The 21,790-nt window shown below is 38.9% G+C and carries 24 protein-coding genes; 5 read left to right on the forward strand and 19 right to left on the reverse strand.

The genetic code is table 11. The annotated features are described in order from the left end of the window. Positions 1–22 precede the first annotated feature (22 nt). Positions 23–1,255: an ABC transporter permease gene (locus tag FCR2A7T_RS00005; RefSeq protein ID WP_023569204.1), complete on the reverse strand. Its 1,233-nt coding sequence runs from the start codon at positions 1,253–1,255 to the stop codon at positions 23–25. Between the two features lie 5 nt (positions 1,256–1,260). Here FCR2A7T_RS00005 and FCR2A7T_RS00010 point away from each other — a divergent pair, with 5 nt between their 5' ends. After that, the gene (locus FCR2A7T_RS00010) at positions 1,261–2,499 is read left to right on the forward strand and encodes an exo-beta-N-acetylmuramidase NamZ family protein (RefSeq protein ID WP_023569205.1); all 1,239 of its coding nucleotides are present in this window, start codon (positions 1,261–1,263) and stop codon (positions 2,497–2,499) included. Between the two features lie 27 nt (positions 2,500–2,526). Here FCR2A7T_RS00010 and FCR2A7T_RS00015 read toward each other — a convergent pair whose 3' ends face one another. Genes FCR2A7T_RS00015 through FCR2A7T_RS00025 form a run of 3 tightly spaced genes read right to left on the reverse strand, consistent with a single transcriptional unit; the run spans position 2,527 to position 3,798 of the window. Beyond that, positions 2,527–2,895: a VOC family protein gene (locus tag FCR2A7T_RS00015; RefSeq protein WP_023569206.1), complete on the reverse strand. Its 369-nt coding sequence runs from the start codon at positions 2,893–2,895 to the stop codon at positions 2,527–2,529. Positions 2,896–2,897: 2 nt separating this feature from the next. Next, on the reverse strand, positions 2,898–3,299 hold the full coding sequence (locus FCR2A7T_RS14550; RefSeq protein WP_023569207.1) for a PH domain-containing protein: 402 nt from the start codon (positions 3,297–3,299) through the stop codon (positions 2,898–2,900). Position 3,300: 1 nt separating this feature from the next. Then, positions 3,301–3,798 (reverse strand): YkgJ family cysteine cluster protein, encoded by a 498-nt coding sequence (locus FCR2A7T_RS00025; protein WP_023569208.1) that lies wholly within the window; start codon positions 3,796–3,798, stop codon positions 3,301–3,303. Between the two features lie 122 nt (positions 3,799–3,920). Here FCR2A7T_RS00025 and FCR2A7T_RS00030 point away from each other — a divergent pair, with 122 nt between their 5' ends. Next, positions 3,921–4,631 carry a class I SAM-dependent methyltransferase gene (locus FCR2A7T_RS00030; protein WP_023569209.1) on the forward strand — a complete coding sequence of 237 codons (711 nt, stop codon included), beginning with the start codon at positions 3,921–3,923 and terminating at the stop codon, positions 4,629–4,631. A 56-nt stretch (positions 4,632–4,687) separates the two neighbouring features. On the opposite strand, the gene FCR2A7T_RS00035 is transcribed toward FCR2A7T_RS00030, so the two are convergent. The 10 genes from FCR2A7T_RS00035 to FCR2A7T_RS00080 all read right to left on the reverse strand — a co-directional run bounded on the left by FCR2A7T_RS00035 (position 4,688) and on the right by FCR2A7T_RS00080 (position 12,271). Continuing rightward, positions 4,688–5,095, reverse strand: a complete 408-nt coding sequence (locus tag FCR2A7T_RS00035; protein ID WP_023569210.1) for a DUF2059 domain-containing protein — start codon at positions 5,093–5,095, stop codon at positions 4,688–4,690. A gap of 25 nt (positions 5,096–5,120) precedes the next feature. Then, positions 5,121–5,753, reverse strand: a complete 633-nt coding sequence (locus FCR2A7T_RS00040) for a 7-carboxy-7-deazaguanine synthase QueE (protein WP_023569211.1) — start codon at positions 5,751–5,753, stop codon at positions 5,121–5,123. A gap of 265 nt (positions 5,754–6,018) precedes the next feature. After that, positions 6,019–7,695, reverse strand: a complete 1,677-nt coding sequence (locus FCR2A7T_RS00045) for a tetratricopeptide repeat protein (protein WP_023569212.1) — start codon at positions 7,693–7,695, stop codon at positions 6,019–6,021. A gap of 31 nt (positions 7,696–7,726) precedes the next feature. After that, the gene (locus tag FCR2A7T_RS00050) at positions 7,727–8,656 is read right to left on the reverse strand and encodes a PstS family phosphate ABC transporter substrate-binding protein (protein WP_023569213.1); all 930 of its coding nucleotides are present in this window, start codon (positions 8,654–8,656) and stop codon (positions 7,727–7,729) included. A gap of 19 nt (positions 8,657–8,675) precedes the next feature. Further along, positions 8,676–8,975, reverse strand: a complete 300-nt coding sequence (locus tag FCR2A7T_RS15105; protein WP_131473136.1) for an energy transducer TonB — start codon at positions 8,973–8,975, stop codon at positions 8,676–8,678. Positions 8,976–9,082: 107 nt separating this feature from the next. Beyond that, entirely contained in the window at positions 9,083–9,304 is a 222-nt protein-coding gene (locus FCR2A7T_RS00060; protein ID WP_023569215.1) for a hypothetical protein, read from the reverse strand. A 1-nt stretch (position 9,305) separates the two neighbouring features. Then, positions 9,306–10,121 (reverse strand): energy transducer TonB, encoded by an 816-nt coding sequence (locus tag FCR2A7T_RS00065; protein WP_023569216.1) that lies wholly within the window; start codon positions 10,119–10,121, stop codon positions 9,306–9,308. Between the two features lie 29 nt (positions 10,122–10,150). Continuing rightward, the gene (locus tag FCR2A7T_RS00070; RefSeq protein WP_023569217.1) at positions 10,151–10,717 is read right to left on the reverse strand and encodes an ExbD/TolR family protein; all 567 of its coding nucleotides are present in this window, start codon (positions 10,715–10,717) and stop codon (positions 10,151–10,153) included. 18 nt (positions 10,718–10,735) lie between these two features. Further along, positions 10,736–11,350 carry an ExbD/TolR family protein gene (locus tag FCR2A7T_RS00075; RefSeq protein WP_023569218.1) on the reverse strand — a complete coding sequence of 205 codons (615 nt, stop codon included), beginning with the start codon at positions 11,348–11,350 and terminating at the stop codon, positions 10,736–10,738. A 90-nt stretch (positions 11,351–11,440) separates the two neighbouring features. Continuing rightward, on the reverse strand, positions 11,441–12,271 hold the full coding sequence (locus FCR2A7T_RS00080; protein WP_035116704.1) for a MotA/TolQ/ExbB proton channel family protein: 831 nt from the start codon (positions 12,269–12,271) through the stop codon (positions 11,441–11,443). A 337-nt stretch (positions 12,272–12,608) separates the two neighbouring features. Here FCR2A7T_RS00080 and FCR2A7T_RS00085 point away from each other — a divergent pair, with 337 nt between their 5' ends. Genes FCR2A7T_RS00085 through FCR2A7T_RS00095 form a run of 3 tightly spaced genes read left to right on the forward strand, consistent with a single transcriptional unit; the run spans position 12,609 to position 14,866 of the window. Next, positions 12,609–14,126 (forward strand): helicase HerA-like domain-containing protein, encoded by a 1,518-nt coding sequence (locus tag FCR2A7T_RS00085; RefSeq protein WP_023569220.1) that lies wholly within the window; start codon positions 12,609–12,611, stop codon positions 14,124–14,126. Then, positions 14,126–14,494 carry a DMT family protein gene (locus FCR2A7T_RS00090; RefSeq protein ID WP_035116706.1) on the forward strand — a complete coding sequence of 123 codons (369 nt, stop codon included), beginning with the start codon at positions 14,126–14,128 and terminating at the stop codon, positions 14,492–14,494. The genes FCR2A7T_RS00085 and FCR2A7T_RS00090 overlap by 1 nt, the downstream gene beginning before the upstream one ends. A 9-nt stretch (positions 14,495–14,503) precedes the next feature. Beyond that, the gene (locus FCR2A7T_RS00095) at positions 14,504–14,866 is read left to right on the forward strand and encodes a cupin domain-containing protein (protein WP_023569222.1); all 363 of its coding nucleotides are present in this window, start codon (positions 14,504–14,506) and stop codon (positions 14,864–14,866) included. A 19-nt stretch (positions 14,867–14,885) separates the two neighbouring features. Here FCR2A7T_RS00095 and FCR2A7T_RS00100 read toward each other — a convergent pair whose 3' ends face one another. From FCR2A7T_RS00100 to kynU, 5 genes are all read right to left on the reverse strand, one after another. Next, positions 14,886–16,229 (reverse strand): FAD-dependent oxidoreductase, encoded by a 1,344-nt coding sequence (locus FCR2A7T_RS00100; protein WP_023569223.1) that lies wholly within the window; start codon positions 16,227–16,229, stop codon positions 14,886–14,888. 144 nt (positions 16,230–16,373) lie between these two features. Then, the gene (locus FCR2A7T_RS00105; protein WP_023569224.1) at positions 16,374–16,775 is read right to left on the reverse strand and encodes a glycine zipper family protein; all 402 of its coding nucleotides are present in this window, start codon (positions 16,773–16,775) and stop codon (positions 16,374–16,376) included. A gap of 138 nt (positions 16,776–16,913) precedes the next feature. After that, complete coding sequence (locus FCR2A7T_RS00110) at positions 16,914–17,990, reverse strand: agmatinase family protein (protein WP_023569225.1); 1,077 nt, start codon at positions 17,988–17,990, stop codon at positions 16,914–16,916. A 191-nt stretch (positions 17,991–18,181) separates the two neighbouring features. Beyond that, positions 18,182–20,266, reverse strand: a complete 2,085-nt coding sequence (locus tag FCR2A7T_RS14565; RefSeq protein WP_023569227.1) for a T9SS type A sorting domain-containing protein — start codon at positions 20,264–20,266, stop codon at positions 18,182–18,184. Positions 20,267–20,353: 87 nt separating this feature from the next. After that, positions 20,354–21,631 carry a kynureninase gene (kynU, locus tag FCR2A7T_RS00120; protein ID WP_023569228.1) on the reverse strand — a complete coding sequence of 426 codons (1,278 nt, stop codon included), beginning with the start codon at positions 21,629–21,631 and terminating at the stop codon, positions 20,354–20,356. Positions 21,632–21,790 lie beyond the last annotated feature (159 nt).

Below are 21,790 nucleotides of genomic sequence, written 5' to 3' on the forward strand. Positions count from 1 at the left end.
AAAAAGCCCGAAACTTTCGCTTCTAATCGAATCGAATAGCTTTGACCGGAGAAATTTTGGTAATTATATAAGAAGGAATCAATAAAACCAAAAGACAAACCAAAACAGTTCCCAAGTTTAAGGCGACTATATAAGGTATATCAATGGCGACAGGCGCCTGAGTTACATAATAGTTTTCGGGATTTAGTTTGATTACTCCGAAATACTTCTGAATCAACAGCACTCCTATTCCTATAAGATTACCGAAAAGGAGTCCGCGAAGAATTAAATAGCCGGCGTTGTACAAAAATATTTTGCGGATACTCCAATTGTTGGCACCAACCGCTTTTAAAATTCCAATCATTTGAGTGCGCTCCAAAATAAGTACCAACAATGCCACTACCATATTAATGGTCGCCACCACAATCATGATGATTAATATCACTACAATATTAAAATCGAAAAGTTTCAGCCACTCGAAAATGTTGAAATATTTCTCTTCAATTGTTACACTATTATAGGTGGGTGGAATTTCGGCATAAATTTCCTCGCCTTTTTCTTTTATCTTGGAAAAATCATCCACGAAAACCTCAAAAGCGCCCACCTGATCTTTTTGCCATTTATTGATGCGCTGAATATGACGAATATCTCCTATTATATAGGTAGCATCAAACTCCTGAAACCCGGAATTGTAAATCCCGACAATTTTAAAATTACGAAGATTGGGCAACTTCCCTTCTTCCTTCATAAAAAAGGTATTGAATTTATCGCCTACTTTTAACTGAAGTCGGTTCGCCAGATATTCGGACAGGATAACTTCCGGATTGAGATTTGATTTCAAATTCGGAATTCTACCCTTAATAATATACTCCTGAAGGTTTTCCCACTGAAAATCTTTCCCCACACCTTTGAACACAATTCCTTCAAAAGCTTTTTCAGTTCTTATGATACCGGCTTTGGTTGCTACCGCCTGAATATGACTGATTCCTTCCACGTTTTTAAACTTCGGATAGAAATTCTGATGCAGTGAAATGGGCTCGACGCTCACTTCCGATTGGTTATCGTCATAATTGGTAATAATCACATGACCGTTGAAAGCCGATACCTTTTGGCGTATTTTTTGCTGCAAACCCATACCGGTCGCAATGGAAACAATCATCATGACCATTCCGATGGCAATGGCTGCTATGGCAATTTTTATAATTGGCGCAGATATACTACTTTTATAGTTTTTAGTAGTAATAAGTCTTTTAGCAATAAAATATTCTAATTTCAAAGTATATGATTTCAAATTCGGTTTTCAAAAATACAGTTTTATTCTTGTTTTTATCGATAGTCGCCTGCGGAAATTCCGTTAAGACACAAGAGAAAAAGGAAAAGAAAAAAGAAGAAATCCTTTCAACGAACCTAAAACCGATATCCGAAATTATAACCGGGGCACAAAATACCGATGCATACCTTCCGTTATTGAAAGATAAAAAAGTAGGCGTTGTGACCAATCAGACCGGCATTCTGTCTGAGAAAGTCCATTTAGTGGATTTTATGTTGGAAAAGAAAATAGCCGTTCAGAAAATTTATGCTCCCGAACACGGTTTTCGCGGCACTGCTGATGCCGGAGAATTAATTAAAGACGGAAAAGACACCAAAACCGGTTTGCCGATTATTTCACTTTACGGCAACAACAAGAAACCCAAACCGGAACAATTGGCAGGAATTGACATCATGGTTTTTGACTTACAAGATGTGGGAGCTCGTTTTTACACTTATATATCATCTTTGCATTATGTGATGGAAGCCTGTGCGGAAAACAATATTCCGTTAATCGTTTTAGATCGGCCAAATCCGAACGGTGGAATTGTTGACGGTCCTGTTTTAGAAAAAGAATTCACAAGTTTTGTAGGCATGCACCCTATTCCTGTTTTACACGGGATGACGATTGGCGAATATGCCAAAATGATTAACGGTGAAAAATGGTTAAAAAACGAAGTACAATGTAAACTGACTGTAATTCCGTGTTTGCATTACAACCGAAACATGCCTTACAGTTTACCGGTAAAACCATCGCCCAATTTACCCAACGATCAGGCTATTAATTTATATGCGAGTTTGTGTTTGTTTGAAGGTACTAACGTTAGTGTAGGAAGAGGAACCGACAAACAGTTTCAGATTTACGGTTCTCCATACCTGCCTATTACCAATTACAGTTTTACACCTAAACCAAACCTTGGCGCCAAAGATCCGGTTCACAATGGCCAAATTTGCTTCGGAGAAGACTTGTCCAAAATTGAAAAGGTAAAACAATTGGAACTAAAATGGCTGATTAAAGCCTTTCATACAACGGCAATGCCAAAAGACAAGTTCAAATTTTTCAATGATTTCTTTACGAAACTGGCAGGAACCAAAACACTGCAACAGCAAATCGAGTCGGGAACGCCGGAAATCGCCATTCGAAAAAGCTGGAACAAAGGCATCAATGAGTTTAAAGCGATGCGGAAACCTTACCTTATATATGGTGAATAAAAAAAGAGCTCTGTCCGAGCTCTTTTTTTATTCGTTTATTTCCTGACCAAACTGTAATAAGTAGCCGTTGTTATCGTAAACGGCAAATTCCCGCATGCCCCATTCGAAATTTTCAATCTCATAACAGATTTTACATTTGTCTTTTATGGTGTTCCAAAGTTCGTCAACAGCATCCACATTAAAATAAAAAGATCCGGTAAACAAGGGTTTTTCAAACGAACTGTGCTCATTGGGTTTTGCCAACATGATTTCGGCCTCGTCTTTATGCAAAGCGGCCCAGCCCCAATCTTCATTATATTCTCCGCAAGTAAACCCTAGTACATTTACATAAAATGCAATGGTTTCTTGGAGTTCGTTGGTCCAAAGCATCGGACGAATGGGCTGGAATTTGATCATAATTAAAATTTCACTTCAATATTAGGGTTAATTGTTAAAAGTTCGTCAATGAATTCCTGTTTCTCGTTTGGGGAAATCAAAATATCATCAAACTTATTATAAATCAATAAAAGTCGGTCTCTGGATAGTGCAGGTGCACTGATTATACTTTTCGAATGTTCAATTTTTCTGATGGTTTTTACATCAATTTTCTTATTAACCAGGAATCCGGATTTCACATTCAAAATACCTTCCGAAAGGGTATATTCCGTTTTTTGAATCATTAAACCGATCAGTACCAAAATAATTAATGTAATTACCGATATCAAGTAGTGTCCGCGAACAAAACCGCTAACACACAGAAAAATAGGATAGGCTAATGGCAAAAAGAAGAGCCAGTCTACTTTAGATTTGTATATTTTCATTTTACAGCGGTAATTTTTTCTTCATTTCTTCCACAATATTGTAAGCTGCCGGACAAATGGCTACATTTTTCAGTGTCAGATCAGAAATCTGCTGAAACTTTTTCCGGTCGGTGTGCGGGAATTCACGACAGGCTTTTGGGCGAACATCGTAAATCATGCAATAATTCTCAGCGTCCAAAAACGTACACGGCACACTTTGCAACACATAATCCTTGTCTTCATCGATTCGCAAATACTGATCGATAAACTGTTGGGGTTTCAAACGAAGGTGTTTTGCAATACGCTCAATGTCGGCAAGAGTAAACAGCGGCCCAGTGGTTTTACAGCAATTGGCACATTCCAGACAATCTGTTCGTCTGAATTCGGCATCGTGTAGATCCTGCATCACATAATCCAAATTCTTGGGCGTTTTCTTTTTCAGCTTATCGAAATACTTTTTGTTTTCGTTATGCTTATCTTTGGCCAACTTTTGAAGTTCGTTTAAGGAAGGTTTGAGCATTTTTGATTTGGTTATTCGTTTATTCGAAAAATAACACTGCAAAATTACTCAATTCAGACAAACACACGAGCAATTTATTGCGAACTGATGAAGTAAATAACCACCGTAAAAAATTTACAAGCATGAAAGACCTTTTCGGAAAAGCCATATTGGATTATCAAACCAACAATTCACCTGAAGATTTAATCACGGAAACCTCCATATCAGAAGCCGATGAAATGAGCGTTGCCTATTTGTTCCGCGGTTATGCCGAAATGCCGAAAATGGAACAAAAAACGTTGAATTTGGCGAAAGGAAAAGTATTGGATGTGGGTTGTGGCGCGGGTAGTCACGCTTTGTATTTGCAAAATGAGCGTAATTTAGACGTAACTGCCATCGATATTTCGGCCAATGCGGTAAAAGCCTGTGAACTGCGTGGGGTAAAAAAAGCCCTAGTACAAAATGTGATGGAACTCGAAAACGAAACATTCGACACCATTTTACTGATGATGAACGGAGCCGGGATGTGTGGGAAGCTGAATAAAATATCCGGATTTCTTCAAAAACTGAAATCACTGCTGAACGAAAACGGTCAGATTTTATTGGACAGTTCTGACATCATTTATATGTTTGATGAAGACGAAGACGGCGGCAAATGGATTCCGAGCGATAATGACTATTACGGGGAGGTAATTTTTAATGTTTCCTATAAAGGAGAGAAAGAAGAACCGTTCGACTGGATGTATATTGATTACAATACGTTACAGAATGCTGCTTATGCCAACGGATTGCAATGCGAATTGCTTTTGGAAGGCGAACATTTTGATTATCTGGCAAAACTGACACATGCTTAAATAAAAAAATCCCACCTGATTTTAACGGGTGGGATTTTTTTATTCCTTTAATGCGACTATTGCATGTATTTCATCATCATGCCTTGTAAGCTCATTGCCCATTCCTGACTTGCAGCCATGTTTTTCTCGGCAATAACTCCTGATTTTTCAGTCATTTTTTTTCCAACCGGAGTTTCATAGAACTTTAAAATCGCTTTTATATCCTCGTGTGTGTACTCAGACATCATTACGCCAGCCATTTTATCATACAAAGCAGGCAATGTCGATTCAAATTCCACCAAAAAGGCCGCTTGTTTTTCTTTTGGAACCATTTTCAGGATTTGATCTTTGGCCAATTTCATCTGACCGGCCGAACCTGTAAGTTCAATCATTTTCAATACATCTTTTTTGAACGCTTCGTTTGTTTGAGCCATTCCTAAATTCGCTACTAAAACAAGTGCGAACGTTACAATTAGTTTTTTCATTGTTTTGTTGGTTGATTATAAAAAATTATGGAATATTCAAATATTTATGGGTTTGTAAAGATACGCGCCATTTTGGATTTTGCATCACATAATCTACAATTAATGGGGTCATTTCTTCTTTTTTACTCCATTCGGGTTGTAAAAACAGGATAGCGTTTTCGTTCACTTTAGCAGCTTGCTCTTCGGCGAATTGGAAATCGTGTTTGTTGTGGATGATGACTTTCAGTTCGTGAGCAATTTCATAGGCTTCTGCTACCGGAAGTTTTGTTTTTTTCGGGGAAAGACAGAACCAATCCCAGGTACCCGAAACCGGATAAGCGCCCGAAGTTTCGATGTGCACTCGAAGATTTTGGTCTTTTAGTTTTGCCGTCAGTACGCTCATGTCCCATGTTAAGGGTTCTCCGCCGGTTACCACAACCGTTTCGGCATATTTTTTGGCGTTGGCTACAATAACATCCGTGTTTGTGGGCGGATGCAGCTCGGCATTCCAGCTTTCTTTCACATCGCACCAGTGGCAACCCACGTCGCAACCACCGATTCTAATGAAATAGGCTGCCGTACCGGTATGGTATCCTTCGCCCTGAATGGTATAAAACTCCTCCATTAAAGGCAGCATTTCGCCTTTTTCCACCGCAATTTGTATTTCTTTCTTTAACATTTGAATTTTAAATAGTCTGCAAAGATAGTTATTTTACCAATGATTCCCGACAATTCGATTTGTTTCCTTTTTAGCCCTGATGGAAGCGGCATCCTTTTTTCGGTGGCAAAGGTGATATGCTGAGCTTGTCGAAATACTCTCGAAGCCACCGAAAAAAGATATAGCGTACAGCAGGAATAGGGTTCCCAAAAACACGCCAACCATTCGCTCCAAAAAAAAAACCGACAACTTTCGTCATCGGTTTAATAATTTATATCAGAAAAACTTATGCTTTAAGCGCTTTTAAGGTTTTTGTTGCATAAACATTGGCAGGATCGATTACCAATAATTTCTCAAGGTTTTCGATGGCTTTTACTTTTTCTGCATTATTGGCATAGTGTGCACCAACAAATGTGTATGCTTCAATTAAATTTTTCTTCACCACCGGTTTTGCTTTTTCAGCATCTCCTTTAGCATTTACCAATTTCACATATTCTTCATAGCTGGCAAGTGCGATTTTTTTAGATTCCGGAGTATCCATTGCTTCGTTAGCTCTTGCTTTGAACAAATGAGCATCCTGAGTAGCAGGGTTCAATTCGATTACTTTTGAAAAAGCGGCATCGGCTTTCACCAATTGATCTTTAGGTGATGTTTTCGGGTCGTAATCGAAATACAATGCATAACCCAAATAGAAATTATCGGCGAAGAAGTTTTTCGATTTTGGATTTTTAATAGCTACTTCAAACAATTTAGTTGCGTTTTTGTATAATTTCTCTTTGAACATTTTTTGTCCAAGAGGATTTAACTCACTGGCAATAACCGGATCTTTTTCAACCGCTCTGTTCAATTCGACAACCCCTTCGTTGAAGATTTTCTCATCATAGGTTCCATCCGCTTTTTTAGCTTCTGCCATTTTAGTCAATCCTAAATAAAGGTAATCTCTGGCGATAATTCTTTTTGGCTCCACTTTGGCGAAAAATTCGGTAATCGCTTTGGAACTTTCTGCAAAGTTTCCGTTTTCATAAGCCGCATATCCTAAATAACGTAAAATACGCGGGTTTACTTTATCCAGTTTTTTCATTTCATTCGCTTCCGCTTCCAAGGCTTTGTAATCTTTTGCTAAGATTAAGAAATCGGCATGACGCATACGGGATTCTAAAGAATAATCGGTTAAGCTCATGTATTTTTCATAATACTGTAACCCTTTCTTAATGTATTCATCGTATTTAGCCGGTTCATTGCTTCCCCAGAAATAATACGTTTCAGCCAATTCACGGTAAGCTGGACCGAAATTCGGATCGGTAGTGATTACACCGTTCAGCAATTTAACAGCATCGGTGAAGTTTTTAGCACTTTTATTAATCGCTGCATATTTAACGCGTGCAATTAATAACGACTTATCAAAATCATAAGCGGTTTCATACGCTCTGAACGCCTCTCCCGCATTTTTATCTCCAAACTGAGCGTCTCCTAAGGTTAAAAAAGCCACAGGATTTTTGTCTTCAATCAACAATGCCTTATTGGTCACTTCGATTGCTTTTTTATAATCCGGGTTTTCAGAATTGTTATACGCTTTGGCAATCAGCAACAATTCTTCAACATCTTTTTTCTTGATATTAGCAGCCGCTTTGTCAAAATTGGCTTGTGCTGCAGCCACTTTTTTACTGTCTAAGTCGATTTGACCTAATCCGATATAATTTAAAGTTCCTTTGTCTTTTGCGGCCAATCCTTTATTAAAAATCACGACAGCAGAATCTGTCTTACCTTCTCTAAGGTATACATCTCCTAAATAAAAGAAGTTTTTTCCGTTATCCGGACTTGATTGCACTAATCCTTTTAATATCTTTTTTGCCTTGTCGTATTGTTCCGCATCAATAGCTTTTTTTGCCTGCGATAAATCCTGAGCAAAAGCTGCCGTTGTGATAACAGACAATAATAAACTTAAAACTTTAGCATTTTTCATTTCTAAACACATTTTATGGTTATTCAATATTTTATTCAACTTCATCCCTTACCGAAATCTGTCTGGTCGGGAAATGGGTAGGAATCAACCCGGACTTCAAAACAATACGTTGTCCTTGCTGTCCTGCAATATAAGAAGCAAATCCCATGCCTAAACCAGTTGCTCCCTGAAAATTTAACAAATATAATTTCCGTGTTACCGGATAACTGCCATCTGCAATATTAGTTTGGTTCGGTTTAATAAACTTGTTTTTTGCGTTAATTTTAACATTTTCAACGGCCAAGACTTGAATTTTCGAAGTATAAGGCAGTAAATCATCGGTAGGTTGTAATAACCAATTTATGCCTATAATTCCAACGGCACCCTCATTCTCAGTAACGTATTGCACTACCTCTTTATTGGAATGGGCCGAAAAAACATTTTGCTTGGGTAATTCTTTGATTCCAGCAAGTTTTTTCAACTCCCGTAGGGTACTTGAATTGGGATTGTCAAAAACCAATGTTTTTATTTTTCCGTTAGGTGTTCCTTTAAGCGCCAGTAGTACATCATTCAATACAAGGGTAGAGTCGGTGCGGTTTGTGCTTCCAATGAAAGCAACGGCATCTTTGGCAAACTCCGTTACTCTTGGATAAACTTTTTTTGTGTTGTTGTAATAGTTGATTTCCGTGGAATCCAAATCTTTTGCCAAAATGGCAATGCGTGCTTTGTCCTGTTGAATCATTTGAATGATTTCATTTTCAGGTTTGCTAACCAGATGTACTTTAGCGCGTTTGTATTCGTTTTCAAAAAGAATCGCAAGATCTTCTACCAGAGGAAAAATGGTTTCATCCACCAGAATCGTTGTAGAACCGGCTACCGCAGTTTCTTTAATCTCAGCAGGATCGGAAGGTTTCTTTTTACATCCGTTAATTGAAATCAACAGTGAAGCAATTATAACGGAGAAAAAAACATTTTTTTTCATATTTTTTTTAAAACTTAAATTATCGCACTTTAATGGTGATTGGAAATGTAAATTGACTACGTACCGGTTTTCCTTCCAGCAGACTTGAAGTCCAACGCGGCATCAACTGCAGTACACGAATCGCTTCTGCTCCGTCACCAAAACCAAGATCTCGCAGCACTTTTATATCACTAAAACTTCCGTCTTTTTCCACAACGAAGGCCAACATTATACGAAGTTGGGTAATCGAGTTGTCAGGAACATGCGGTGTTTGGAATGCTTTGGCAAAATCATAATAGAATTTCTGCAATCCTCCTTCGGGTGATGCGGGTATATCCACACCAGCATAAATCCGTTACTGTTTCGATTATCAATTGTGTTTACATCCTGTGCAAAACTGCCATAGGCCGCAAACATAAAAAACAAAACGATACTTTTAATTTTCATTTACTCTTGTGATTGTTGCAAACGCACAAAACGTATTGCAGCATAAACAATTAAAATAGTCCCCAAAATCATTCTTCGGGTATACGATATTTCTACCGGCATACTTTTCCAAACAAACAAAGTTACGCCTAAAAAAATATACAATCCTAAAAAGACAAGCCCTAAAACAAACAGAAATCGCTGTTGTGGCGATTTCTGTTTAAAATTTTGAAATATTTTCATATTACTGTGCTACCTGAATTGTAATCGGCAATGTAAATTGCGATCTAACCGGACGTCCGTTCTGGATAGCTGGTTTCCAAGCAGGCATACTTTTCAATACTCGGATCGCTTCTTTACCAGCTGCCTGATAACCACCGTCTCTAAGTACTTTTACATCTGTAAATCCACCATCTTTCTCAACAACGAAACTTAACATTACTCGGATTTGAGTAACCCCTTCGTCTACATCGGGAGCTACGAATGAATTCGCAAACTTCTTGTAAAACCCTTGCATACCTCCAGCAGGACCAGCCTGTACTTCTACAGCTACATATACTTTGTTATCGTCGACGATTTCAGCATTTTTATCTCCTTCACCGGTTGGCTGGTCGATAACAATTTCTGCATTTTTATCTCCTTTAACATCTTTTTGTCCTGGATCGGCATCTTTTAAATCTTCCACAGTAGGTGGATCTTCATCACGAACCAATTCCTTTTTCACTACCTCTGGCGGTGGGAATTTTACCTGATCGTTCACTGATTTAGGTGGTTCAGGTGGTGGTGGTGGTGGTAAATCTTCTTTTGGTGGCGGCGGTAATAATGCTGTTTCAACAATCTTGTCCTTACTTTCCTCTTCCCCTTTTGCCAATTGTTCGCTAATGATGTTTTTTACCACTGGACCTGCAATTGCAGCAGCAAATAAAAACGCACCGATTAGCAAAGCTCTTGTGGTAGTTTTTGGATTTTCAGAACGCAACTGATAAGCACCATAGGCCTTGTTACGGCCTTCAAAGACCATATCAATCCACTCGGTGTTAAATATGTTTAATTTTGACATAATTTTAATTTTTAATGATTGAAAAGAGATTATTTAGTAAACAATCCTTCTTTTTCTAACATTGCGTTTTCTTCCGGAGTAATGTCAACAATCGCATAGGTTGGTACTTTAGCGATAGCCATCTCATCCAATACATCCACCAAGTTTCTGTATGTGGATTTCTTACTTGCCTTGATAAGAACAATTAACCCTTTTTTAGGATCACCATATTTCGCCAAAACTGTTTTTTCTTTCGCTAACAGTTCTTTTCTGATTCCGTTTTTTCCGTAACCAACTTTAGTGGGTCCTTCAATAGGGTTATCCGGTAAACCGTAATACCAAACAATTTGATTTTTTTCACCTAATAACAAAGTCATTGATCTGTCATCGGCAACATCTAATTGCTCTTGTTGGTCTTTTGGTTTGTCTTCTTTATCCGGCATTGCCAAGTTCATGGACTGTGGTTTCGACAATGAAGTCGTTAGCATGAAGAAAGTAATCAAAAGGAATGCCAAATCCACCATCGCTGTCAAATCGACACCGGCGTTTTGTTTTTTACTCCTTACATGACCTTTCTTTTTGCCACCGCCGCCATCGCCGCTATTTAATTCTGCCATTTTACAGTATTTTTTTAATTAAAAATCATCACTTCTTAAACCGGTTACCAAGAAAAACTTGTTTACCTTCTGTTGCTGTAAAATATCGATTACTTTTTTAATAGTAGGATATTCTTCTTTCGCATCACCTTTGATTGCAATTTTCAACTCAGTCTGATGAGCATCTTTTGCAGCTAAACGTGCCGCCAAAACCCATTCTCTCAACTGATTGTCCAAAGAATCATAAGGAATCCCCGGCTGAACACCTGGCTTATTTCTCTCGTCACCTTTCAGTGCAATCAATTGTTTCAGATTTCCAACCGGAACTCCAAAACCATCAATTAAAGAAAAACGCTTGGTCTCTTCCTCAGTAAATGTTACACTGTATTTTTCAGCAATATTTCCCAAAGCCTCTCTTCGAAGATCTTGACCGGTAATTCCGAAGAATACTTTTTTATCTCCTACTGTAATAGTAGCCAAATCCGTATCCGGTAATTTGGTTTCTCTGGTAGAAGCCGGCGTATCAACAGGAAGTGGCTCGGGTATTTTAGCTGTAGATGTCATAACGAAGAAAGACAATAATAAGAACGCTACGTCACACATAGCCGTCATATCAATCTTCGTACTCTTTTTTGACATTTTTACTTTTGCCATTTTCTTTTGGTTTTAGTCGCAATTCAACAACGTCCCAAACGGACAGCCCCAATTGCAACAAATTAATAATTAACTCTCTTTATCGTGTAATTATACACGAGCTTTCATACGTCTGTAAGCTTGCGTGATAGCAAAACCAGCCTCGTCGATAGAGTAAGTTAATTTATCAATTTTAGAGGTAAACACGTTGTACATGATAATTGACAATGTAGAAGTACCAATACCTGTAGCCGTATTAATAAGTGCCTCAGAGATACCTGTTGCTAATGCAGCCTGGTCAGGAGCACCTGCAGCAGCTAATCCAGAGAACGCTTTGATCATCCCCGATACCGTTCCTAATAACCCCATTAACGTACCGATAGATACTAATGTTGCGATGATAGTCATGTTTTTCTCTAACATTGGCATCTCCAAAGAAGTAGCTTCTTCTATTTCTTTTTGAATTGTCTCAGTCGCTTTTTCGCTGTCGAAACCTTCTTTTTTCACTTCTTGATATTTAGTCAAACCAGCTCTAACTACGTTAGCAACTGAACCTTGCTGAACATCACACTCAGCAATAGCTTCATCAATTTTACCTTGACCGATTAAAACCTGTACGTTTTTAACAAAACTTTCAACATTTCCTTTTCCTGCAGCTTTAGTAATAACGAAGAATCTCTCAAAAGAGAAAACTACCGCCATTAAAAACAATCCCATTAACGCAGGTACGATAAATCCTCCTTTATAAACCATTCCTAAATAGTTTCCTGGTAGCGGGTGACCAGTATTGTCTCCATTTTCAAAGTTTGATGGGTGACCCATTACGAATTTCCAAACAAGGAATCCGATTACTAAACAGATTACAATTGCTAAACCTGCAAACAAGTTTGACCCTTTAGAGCTAGCTCCATTTTCAACAGTTTCGTTAGATACGTTTGTCATTTTTTTAATTTTTAGTTTTTTCGATTTATTTAACTGTTCTTATACACACAAAATATATATAAGTGTCGCAAATTTATGTTTTTAGAATAAATAAAAAAACAAAATCGCTTTTTTTTACGGCTGTTTTATAATTTATTTAACCGTGTAAACACGTTTTGTTTTAAATCGTTTAGCCTATATTAACACAAGTTTAATTTTATAACGCTTAATTGTTAATTTTATTCTTATTCTAATTTAGAATTTTTCACAATTTATTAAAAAAATCCAATTTTGAGTACATTTATTACTATTATATTTGTGAATAAAATCATTCTTACAAGAAAAACACTTTCAGAATATGTCAAACATAAATTTTTCAGAACATATTAATTCCGGTTACAACTGCAGTGGCGACCACATTATTTTGGGTGGAGCAATACTAAACGGGGAAGCAATCCCGGATACTCCAATTAAAATACCGCTCAAAACCATTAACCGTCACGGACTCATCGCCGGGGCCACCGGTACAGGAAAAACAAAAACCATTCAGGTATTGTCCGAACAATTGTCGCAAAACGGCATTCCGGTGCTAATGATGGACATTAAAGGGGATTTTTCAGGAATCGCAGCCAAAGGGGAAGAAAAACCTTTTATCACCGAACGTCATGCTAAAATCGGCATCCCTTATGAAACCAAGGCATTTCCGGTTGAGTTAATGACCTTATCCGAACAAAACGGAGTGCGATTACGAGCTACCGTTTCGGAATTCGGACCGGTATTGTTTTCCAGAATTCTGGATTTGAACGACACTCAGGGCGGTGTAGTGGCCGTTATATTCAAATATTGCGACGACAATAAAATTCCGCTTTTGGATTTGAAAGATTTCAAAAAGGTACTGCAATACGCCACCGATGAAGGAAAAGACGAATTCGAATCCAATTACGGAAGGATTTCCACTGCCTCCACCGGTTCTATTTTGAGAAAAGTCATCGAATTGGAGCAACAGGGTGCCGACCTCTTTTTTGGTGAGTTGTCTTTTGATATCGATGATTTAATGCGGATTGACGAAAATGGTAATGGCTACATCAATATTATCCGTCTGACCGATATTCAGGACAAACCCAAACTGTTTTCAACTTTTATGCTGAGCCTATTGGCAGAAGTTTATCAGCAGATGCCGGAAATTGGCGATAGCGGAAGACCAGAATTGGTTATTTTCATCGATGAAGCCCATCTGATTTTCGACGAAGCCAGCAAAACCCTTTTGGATCAGATTGAAACGATTGTAAAACTGATTCGCTCCAAAGGCATTGGCGTTTATTTCATCACCCAAAACCCTACCGATGTTCCGGCTGGCGTTTTAGCGCAATTAGGTTTGAAAATCCAACATGCCTTACGTGCCTTTACCGCGAATGACCGAAAAGCCATTAAAATGACAGCTGAAAATTATCCCTTATCTGATTTTTACAAAACCGAAGATGTGATTACACAACTCGGAATCGGAGAGGCTTTTGTAACAGCATTGAACGAAAAAGGAATCCCTACACCACTGGTAGCCTGTATGATGCGTGCACCCATGAGCCGAATGGACATTTTAACCGATGCCGAAATCAGCGCCATTACCAACAACTCTAAACTGGTCAAAAAATACAATCAGGTTATTGACAATGAAAGCGCTTATGAAATTTTATCCAAAAAAATAGAAACCGCAACAGAACAGGCCGAAGAACAGCAGGCTACCACAGCGGAAGAGAAAAGAAAAAAAGAAGAGCCCAGCACGGCAGAAGTAATTGGCAAATCGGTTACTAAAGTTGTAACGAGCGCTTCATTTATAAGAGGAGCATTTGGAATTTTAATGAAATTACTCAAAAAATAATGAGAGCTTTTTTCACCATCGGCTTATTGATTTTATCCAATGTTTTCATGACACTCGCATGGTACGGTCATTTAAAGTTCAAAGAACTGAAGTGGTTTGAAAACGCCGGCTTAATCACCATCATCCTTATTAGTTGGGGATTGGCGTTATTTGAATACTGTTTTCAGGTACCAGCGAATAAAATAGGTTTTGAAGGCAACGGAGGACCGTTTACACTGATGCAACTAAAAGTGATTCAAGAAGTGATCACCTTAATTATTTTTGTTATTTTCTCGATGCTGTTTTTCAAAAATGAAACGTTCCGCTGGAATCACGCCGTGGGCTTTTGTTTTTTGGTATTGGCGGTATATTTTATATTCAAAAAATAATGTAGTCTTATGAAAAAATATTTTATACAACGTAATCCGTTTGTGGTTCCTACGACTGACGGCAAAGTTATCGAAGAACACCACGGTTTGGCAACTACCAATAACAAGGAAATTTCCATTGCGCACATGATTGCGCCACCGGGATGGAGTGAACCCTTTCAAACTCCGGAATTTGACGAATACACCTATATCATCAAAGGCAAAAAGCAATTCATCATTGATGGGGAAACCGTGATTTTAGAAAGTGGTCAATCGATAAAAATTGAAAAAAATACCCGTGTACAATATTCCAACCCGTTTGCTGAACCTTGCGAATATCTTGCGGTTTGTACTCCGGCTTTCAGCATGGATTTGGTTCATCGGGAAGACTAAAAAAGAGGCCAAGCCTCTTTTATTTTTTTAACAATTCCAATATTCTTTGCTCGATTACTTCCGTTTCCCAGATTTGTTCGATGCTTTCCATATTCAGGATTTCTTCCATAATCCGGTTTTGTTTATCGCCTTCTGCTAATGCTTCTGAATACGGCTGATGGCTGAAGGTAACCCGACTGTACAACGGAACCCATTTGTCTGGATGTTTGTCTGAGAACCATTTTTCTATCTTTTTCTGCAAATGAAATTTAGCATCGGCAGTTTTCGAACTCATCTCCATAAAATTGCGATAGGAAAGTTCGGCGATGGCGTCGGCATTGGGTTTACGGGACTCCTGATATTCTTTAAAAATGGCCGTCCAATCGTCGCCATGTTTCTCCATCAACTGACTCAATATCGTAATATCTTCAAAACCGGCATTCATCCCATGCCCGTAAAACGGAACAATAGCATGTGCGGCATCACCTATAAGGGCCACTTTGTCCGCATAAGTCCACGGATAACATTTCATAGTAACCAGATAACTGGTTGGGTTTTTAAAGAAATCTTCGACCAAATCAGGAATAACATCTTTAGTATCGGGAAAATGTTTGGCAAAAAATGCGACTAAGGTTTCTTTGTCTTTTAGGTTTTCGAAGGAATTTTCCCCTTCGTGCGGCATAAAAAGCGTACAGGTAAAGGTACCGTCAGGATTGGCCAATCCCATCAGCATAAATTCGCCTCGGGGCCAAATGTGGAGCGAATTTTTATCGATTTTATGCGTTCCGTCTTCATTGGCCGGAATGTGAAGTTCCTTGTAACCCACACGGATAAAATCCTGCGAATAGTTGAACATGCTTTGGCGTTGCATACGGTGACGTACTCTTGAAAAAGCACCATCCGCCCCAAAAACCATATCGTAATCCAGCTCTTCCCACTCACCTCTTTCGGTATCGCCTTCATGCAGTGTTGCCGTTGCCAGCGTCACATCCCACACTTTTTTATTGAAAAAAAACTCCACTCCGGCGGCTTCGGCCAAATCCACCATTTTACGATTGAGTACTCCTCGTGATAATGAAAAAATAGCTTCGCCGTCTTTTCCGTAGTACTGATAACTCAACTCCTTGTCCAACATGTGAATGGCGCGCTTGTCTACCGGAATTCCGATTTTTTTAATCTCATCATCCAGTCCGATTTCCTGCAAAGTTCTCCAGCCTCGGTCCGACATCACCAAATTGATGGAACGTCCCGAAAACGCAACATTTCTAATATCCGGACTTCTGTCGTAGACATGTACAGTATGACCTGCTTTTTTGAGGTAAATTGCCAATAGCGTTCCTACTAATCCAGAACCGACTACGGCTATTTTTTGGGGAGTTTGCATTGCAGAATTAACTTTTTACAAATTTATGTTTTTTCAATGAATGTGGAGTTCTTTTTGGATTTATTTGCTTTGAAAACGAGTCCGATACCTAAAATAAAAAAGTGCATCTAAATTAAGATGCACTCTAAAAAATGACGAAACTATTTATTTTTTCTTATTTTCATCGATGATGGCTCCTGTACCGGCACCAACTCCGGCACCTGCAACCCCACCGATGATAGCGCCTTCGGCTTTTTTATCACTTACAATCGCTCCGGTTACCGCTCCCACTCCGGCTCCAATCAATGCTCCTTTGGCTGCACCACTCATTTTTTTTCGGGGAGCCGTCGATGTGTTCGATTGCGGACTGGTATTGTTTACCACAACGACTTCTTTTTTACTGCTTTCGGCCATTTTAACGGAATCAATTATTCTTTGTTTTTCCATTGCCATCTTCATCGAATCAATGGCAGCCGTTTGTACCGTCAGTTCCTGATTTTCTTTCTGCATGTCTTTACAAGAAACCAGTGCAAAGAAACTCATCACTATTATCAATAACTTTTTCATAACATTTAACTTTAAAATTACATTACAAAGTAAACTCTTGAAACCTTAATAAATGTTACAGGATTTTCGGTAAAGTTTATATTTTTTCAATCCACACCAAAAAAAAAGCGAACCTTTTCAGCTCGCTTTCTTCATGTATTATCTGTTGAATTGTATTTTCTTACCTACCGCTAGTTTTTGAGATTTAGCAAAAACACCACACATATGGAACAACATTCTGGCCCCTACATTTCCATCCCAATCATCGTCACCCGGAGCGACCTCTACCAAATCGAATCCGATAATTTCTTTATCGGTTTCTGCCAAGCGGCTCAACAAATAAGCTGCCTGTTCATAGGAGAACCCTCCAGGAACCGGTGTTCCCGTATTCGGACAATACCAAGGATACATTCCGTCGATATCAAACGAAACTGCAACTTTTCCCGGTAATGAAGCAATGATTTGGTCACATTGCGCTTCCCATGTTTTTCCTTCAAACGTTTCCTGTTTTAAATCCATATCAGTATGCACTAAAACACGATCTTTCAGGGCGACTTCTACTTCCTGTTCGCAGAAATCACGAATACCCACCTGAACGATTTTTGAGATTTGAGGAATCTGTAACGCATTATACATAATTGATGCATGAGAATACGTAAATCCTTCATAAGCGATACGCAAATCCATGTGTGCATCCAGGTGCAGGATTCCAAAACTATCATATTTTGTTGCCAATGCCTGATAATACCCAAGCGGAGTACTGTGATCACCACCTAAAAGTGCTACTTTTTTTCCTTGGTTCATCCAATGCAAAACACGGTCTTTTACTTCGGCGTTCATTCCCTTACAAGCCAAGTTGATTTTATCCAAATCCGATTGTAATGCCGGAAAAGCAGAAACATCTTCCCCTGCTTCCAGAGCTTCTATAATCGGCTGTGCCAATCCTTTGAATTTATGGGAATTTTTACTCCAATGTGCCGGAGCTTCATCCATATAAATCCCAAGTTTCCACAATTCCGGAAATTCCTGATGGTTTAAATCCACCTGAAAAGAAGCATCCATAATCGCTTCAGGGCCTTCCGAAGCACCAGCTCCGTAACTTACCGTCACTTCCCAAGGCACGGGAACAATGATAATTTCACTTTGTTCCGCTGAAAAAGGCAATCCAAAAACGGTTGCATCGGCCAAGCCGGGTTGACTCGGGTCAAAATTCTCTAAAATCTGTTCTTTTGTCATGATGTGTTTACTGCATAATTTCGAACCACAAAGATACTTTATTTCATATATGTAAAATTTATTTTTTAGCGGTCATATATGTTATCGCTTTTATTTTTTAGTATTTGCTTGCGCAAACCTTTTGTTAATGGCGATTTCACAAAAAAAGCCGAACGTTTTGTCCGGCTTTTGAAATATAAAATTAGCGTTGTTTATTGTTTCACAAATTTGTGAGACACTTTCGCATTGACAAAATAAACGGTATAAACCCCATTAGCCAATTTTGAAATATCAAGTACAGATTCATTGGTAACCAAAGCGCGCTGCATTACATTTTGGCCAAGCATATTGTAAATTTCCACTTCTTCATTATCGAAATTATCTCCTTTAATCGTAATGGTCGAAGAAGCCGGATTAGGATAAATCATAAAAGTGTTTTTAACAAAATCATTGACTCCTAAATTGGATTGTACAACCAAGCTGAAATTACAGTTTACAGAAGTTCCGCTGGTGGCTGTCATTGTAATTGTATGGGTTCCCACTCCAACTACACTACCCGGTACCGGACTTTGTGTTACAACCGCATCACAGTTTGAGTTGATGGCGTTGGCCAATCCAGAAAAATTAGGAATGGTATAATTTCCGGCACCGTCAGCCGATACCGTTTGTGTTCCGGGACAATTGATTCGCAAAGGAATTGCCGGCATTACATAACCTGTTGCCGTAAATTTATCGGTAAACACTTTTACATCGGCACAACTGTAATTCATATCGATAGCCGCCTGTCTTACAGCAATTGCTGCATTTTGCTGGTTTGTTGAGCTGTTTGTTAATGACAATCCTTCTAAGAAAGCCTTATCTGTTTTCTCGCGACCGATTACATCCCAAATTTTCATCAATGCAGTAGCCCATATCTGACCATCCGTATGGATCTGATTCACCAAACCGCCGGGGTACAATGCGGTATAGTTGGTTATTCTTCCACCCCAACAGGCATTGTGACCGTCCCAGTTAAACATCCAATGATAAGCTGCATCAGAAGAAGTCCACTGACCTAAAGCTCTACTGTTCGATTGTGCCCAATAATCACCACTCCCTTCACTCAGACCGTTAACTTGTGACAAAGAACCACCGGTAACCCAATCGTGCAAACCATGTCCCAGCTCGTGCCAAATTACATCCCCGTCTTCACCATCGTCTACACAACCTTCTCCAAACACCAGTGTTCCATTGGTATAATGGGAGTTATCCGCACCATTTTCACCAGAAGGATCAAACCAAAGCACACCGGAATTGGTTAAAGGCCTACAAGGAATCCCTAAGGTTTCATTGATATAGCGCAAACTTTTGTCGGTATGATAGAATACATTGGTCGCCTCGAAAGCATCATTGTTCCGATTAAAACTAAAATCGCTGGTGGCTTGCGTAAACAAACCTTTATTTGGGTTCTCCAGATTTTTAATTTCCACGTAAGAGCTTTTCAATTTATAAACCCCAGCCGTTAAATCAATTTCAGGCAAGGTTACTGAAGATCGTGCAGCATCCAGAGAAGCATTTGTAGCATCATTTCCGTCCACATAATTACCTCCGTAGGCAACATGTGCAACCGAAAGCGGGTCGGAACTGTAAACCATTCCCGTACCGCCTACAAATCCTAAAGCTGTAGCGCTTTCTTTAGGCATAAAATATTTCTGCTCTTTTTTATCTGACGCTTTAAAATTGTGATCGTGTGAAGCAGTACAGCTGTTTCCGCAGTAAATCGCTATATCTTTCACGCTGATAATTTCCCCTGTATTAGCATCAACGATGGTTTCCCAACTTCCGGATTTAGTTTCAAAATTGGTCACTACCCGGTATACTAATTTCGTAGCACCGGTTTTGTTATAAACAAATAATTTAGTTTCCTGATAAGTTACCATCCCGGAAACCTCTACGGCTTTGTCTGCCAATTCGATAGCTTGTTCTTTGGAAATTTGAGGTATGGTATTGATAACGTTCACACCTTTATCAACATTAAAATCGGAATGTGTAATTGCTCCCGAAGGCGAAAAATGAATTACGATTTCCGTATCAAAAACAGGAACTTCATTTATCATCTGCTGAAAGCGCAAAGTTTCCCCTGATACACTTTTGCGAACGAACCGAAGAGACAAGTCACGTTCTGAGGCAAGATTTAATTCTTTCGCATTGGATTTAATCCATTCGCGTGCAGTTTTTTCCTTCTCGGATGTTTGGGCGTTCGAAAACAACGAAAACCCCAACAATAAAACCGCTACACTAAGTAGTTGTTTTTTCATTTTTGGTTGTTTTTTAGTTAAGTTGTTACAAATAAAACAAAAATATTTGAAATTCAACACTATATAACTAAAAAACAACCGTATAACTTATTTACAGATTCCTTTTTTTAAAATCTGACCGAATTCATACATGTCTTCAAAAGAACAATAAAGTGGTGCCGGAGCCAAACGGATTACATTGGGTTCACGCCAATCGGTGATTACACCGTTTTTCATCAGATAATCAAACAAATCACGACCCTGACCATGAAGAAAAACAGACAACTGACACCCTCTTTCTTCCTGACTTGAAGGCGTAATCACTTCGAATTCGGTACCTTCAATCTCTTTGTCCACTTCATGAAGTATAAACTCGAGATATGCAGTAATCAGATTTCGTTTTGCGATTATTTTTTCCATTCCTATTTCGGAAAACATTTCCACGGAAGCCAAGTAAGGCGCTAATGACAATATCGGCAAGTTACTGATTTGCCATCCGTCAGCACCGTGAACAGGATCAAAATCAGGCTCCATTTTAAATCGGCGTTCTTTATTATGTCCGTACCATCCGGCGAATCTCGGCAAATCGGCATTGTTATGATGTTTTTCATGAATGAAACAACCCGATGCATTGCCCGGTCCTGAATTCATGTATTTGTAACTGCACCAAACGGCAAAATCGACATCCCAATCGTGAAGTTTCAATTCGATGTTTCCGGCGGCATGTGCCAAATCCCATCCCACATACGCTCCTTGCTTATGCCCTGCAGCAGTAATGGTTTTCATATCAAAAACCTGTCCAGTATAATAATTAACTCCTCCTATTAAAACCAAGGCCAGAGCATCGCCAACCTCCTCAATTTTAGCCAAAACATCTTCCAGACGGATGTTATGCTCTCCTTCGCGGCGTTTAATTTCAACTATGGCGTCTTTAGGATCCAACCCGTGAAATTTCACTTGGCTTTGAAACATATACTGATCGCTTGGAAAGGCTTTTTCCTCGCAAATAATTTTATATTTTTTTGCAGTGGGTCTGTAAAACGAAACCATCATTAAATGAAGATTTACCGTTAGTGTATTCATTACGGTGATTTCGCAGGGTTTTGCCCCTACTATGACGCTTAATGGAGCCGCAAAACGTTCGTGATAGTCCCACCAGGGTTTTTCGGAATAAAAATGACCTTCAACAGCAAGATTGGCCCAATCCGTCATCACCTCATCCACATAGGTTTTCGTACGTTTGGATTGCAATCCAAGAGAATTTCCTGTAAAATAAATCACCTCTTTACCGTTAACTTTAGGGAAAAAGAATTCATCTCTATAGTTTCGCAACTCGTCCTTAGCGTCGAGTTGTTGTGCAAATTCACGTGTATTTTCGAAATTCATCAATCATCTTTTAAAATAGGGGGTAAAAATAAGAAAAAATAAGAATTGGCACTTATATTTAGACGGAAGAATTTTAACATTTTTATAACACTTTAGAGAATTTCGTTAAGAAAGCCAATCACTTAATCACAATCGAAATCACAATGTTAAATCTTCTTG

This window comes from Flavobacterium cauense R2A-7 (genome assembly GCF_000498475.1).
Taxonomy (GTDB): domain Bacteria; phylum Bacteroidota; class Bacteroidia; order Flavobacteriales; family Flavobacteriaceae; genus Flavobacterium; species Flavobacterium cauense.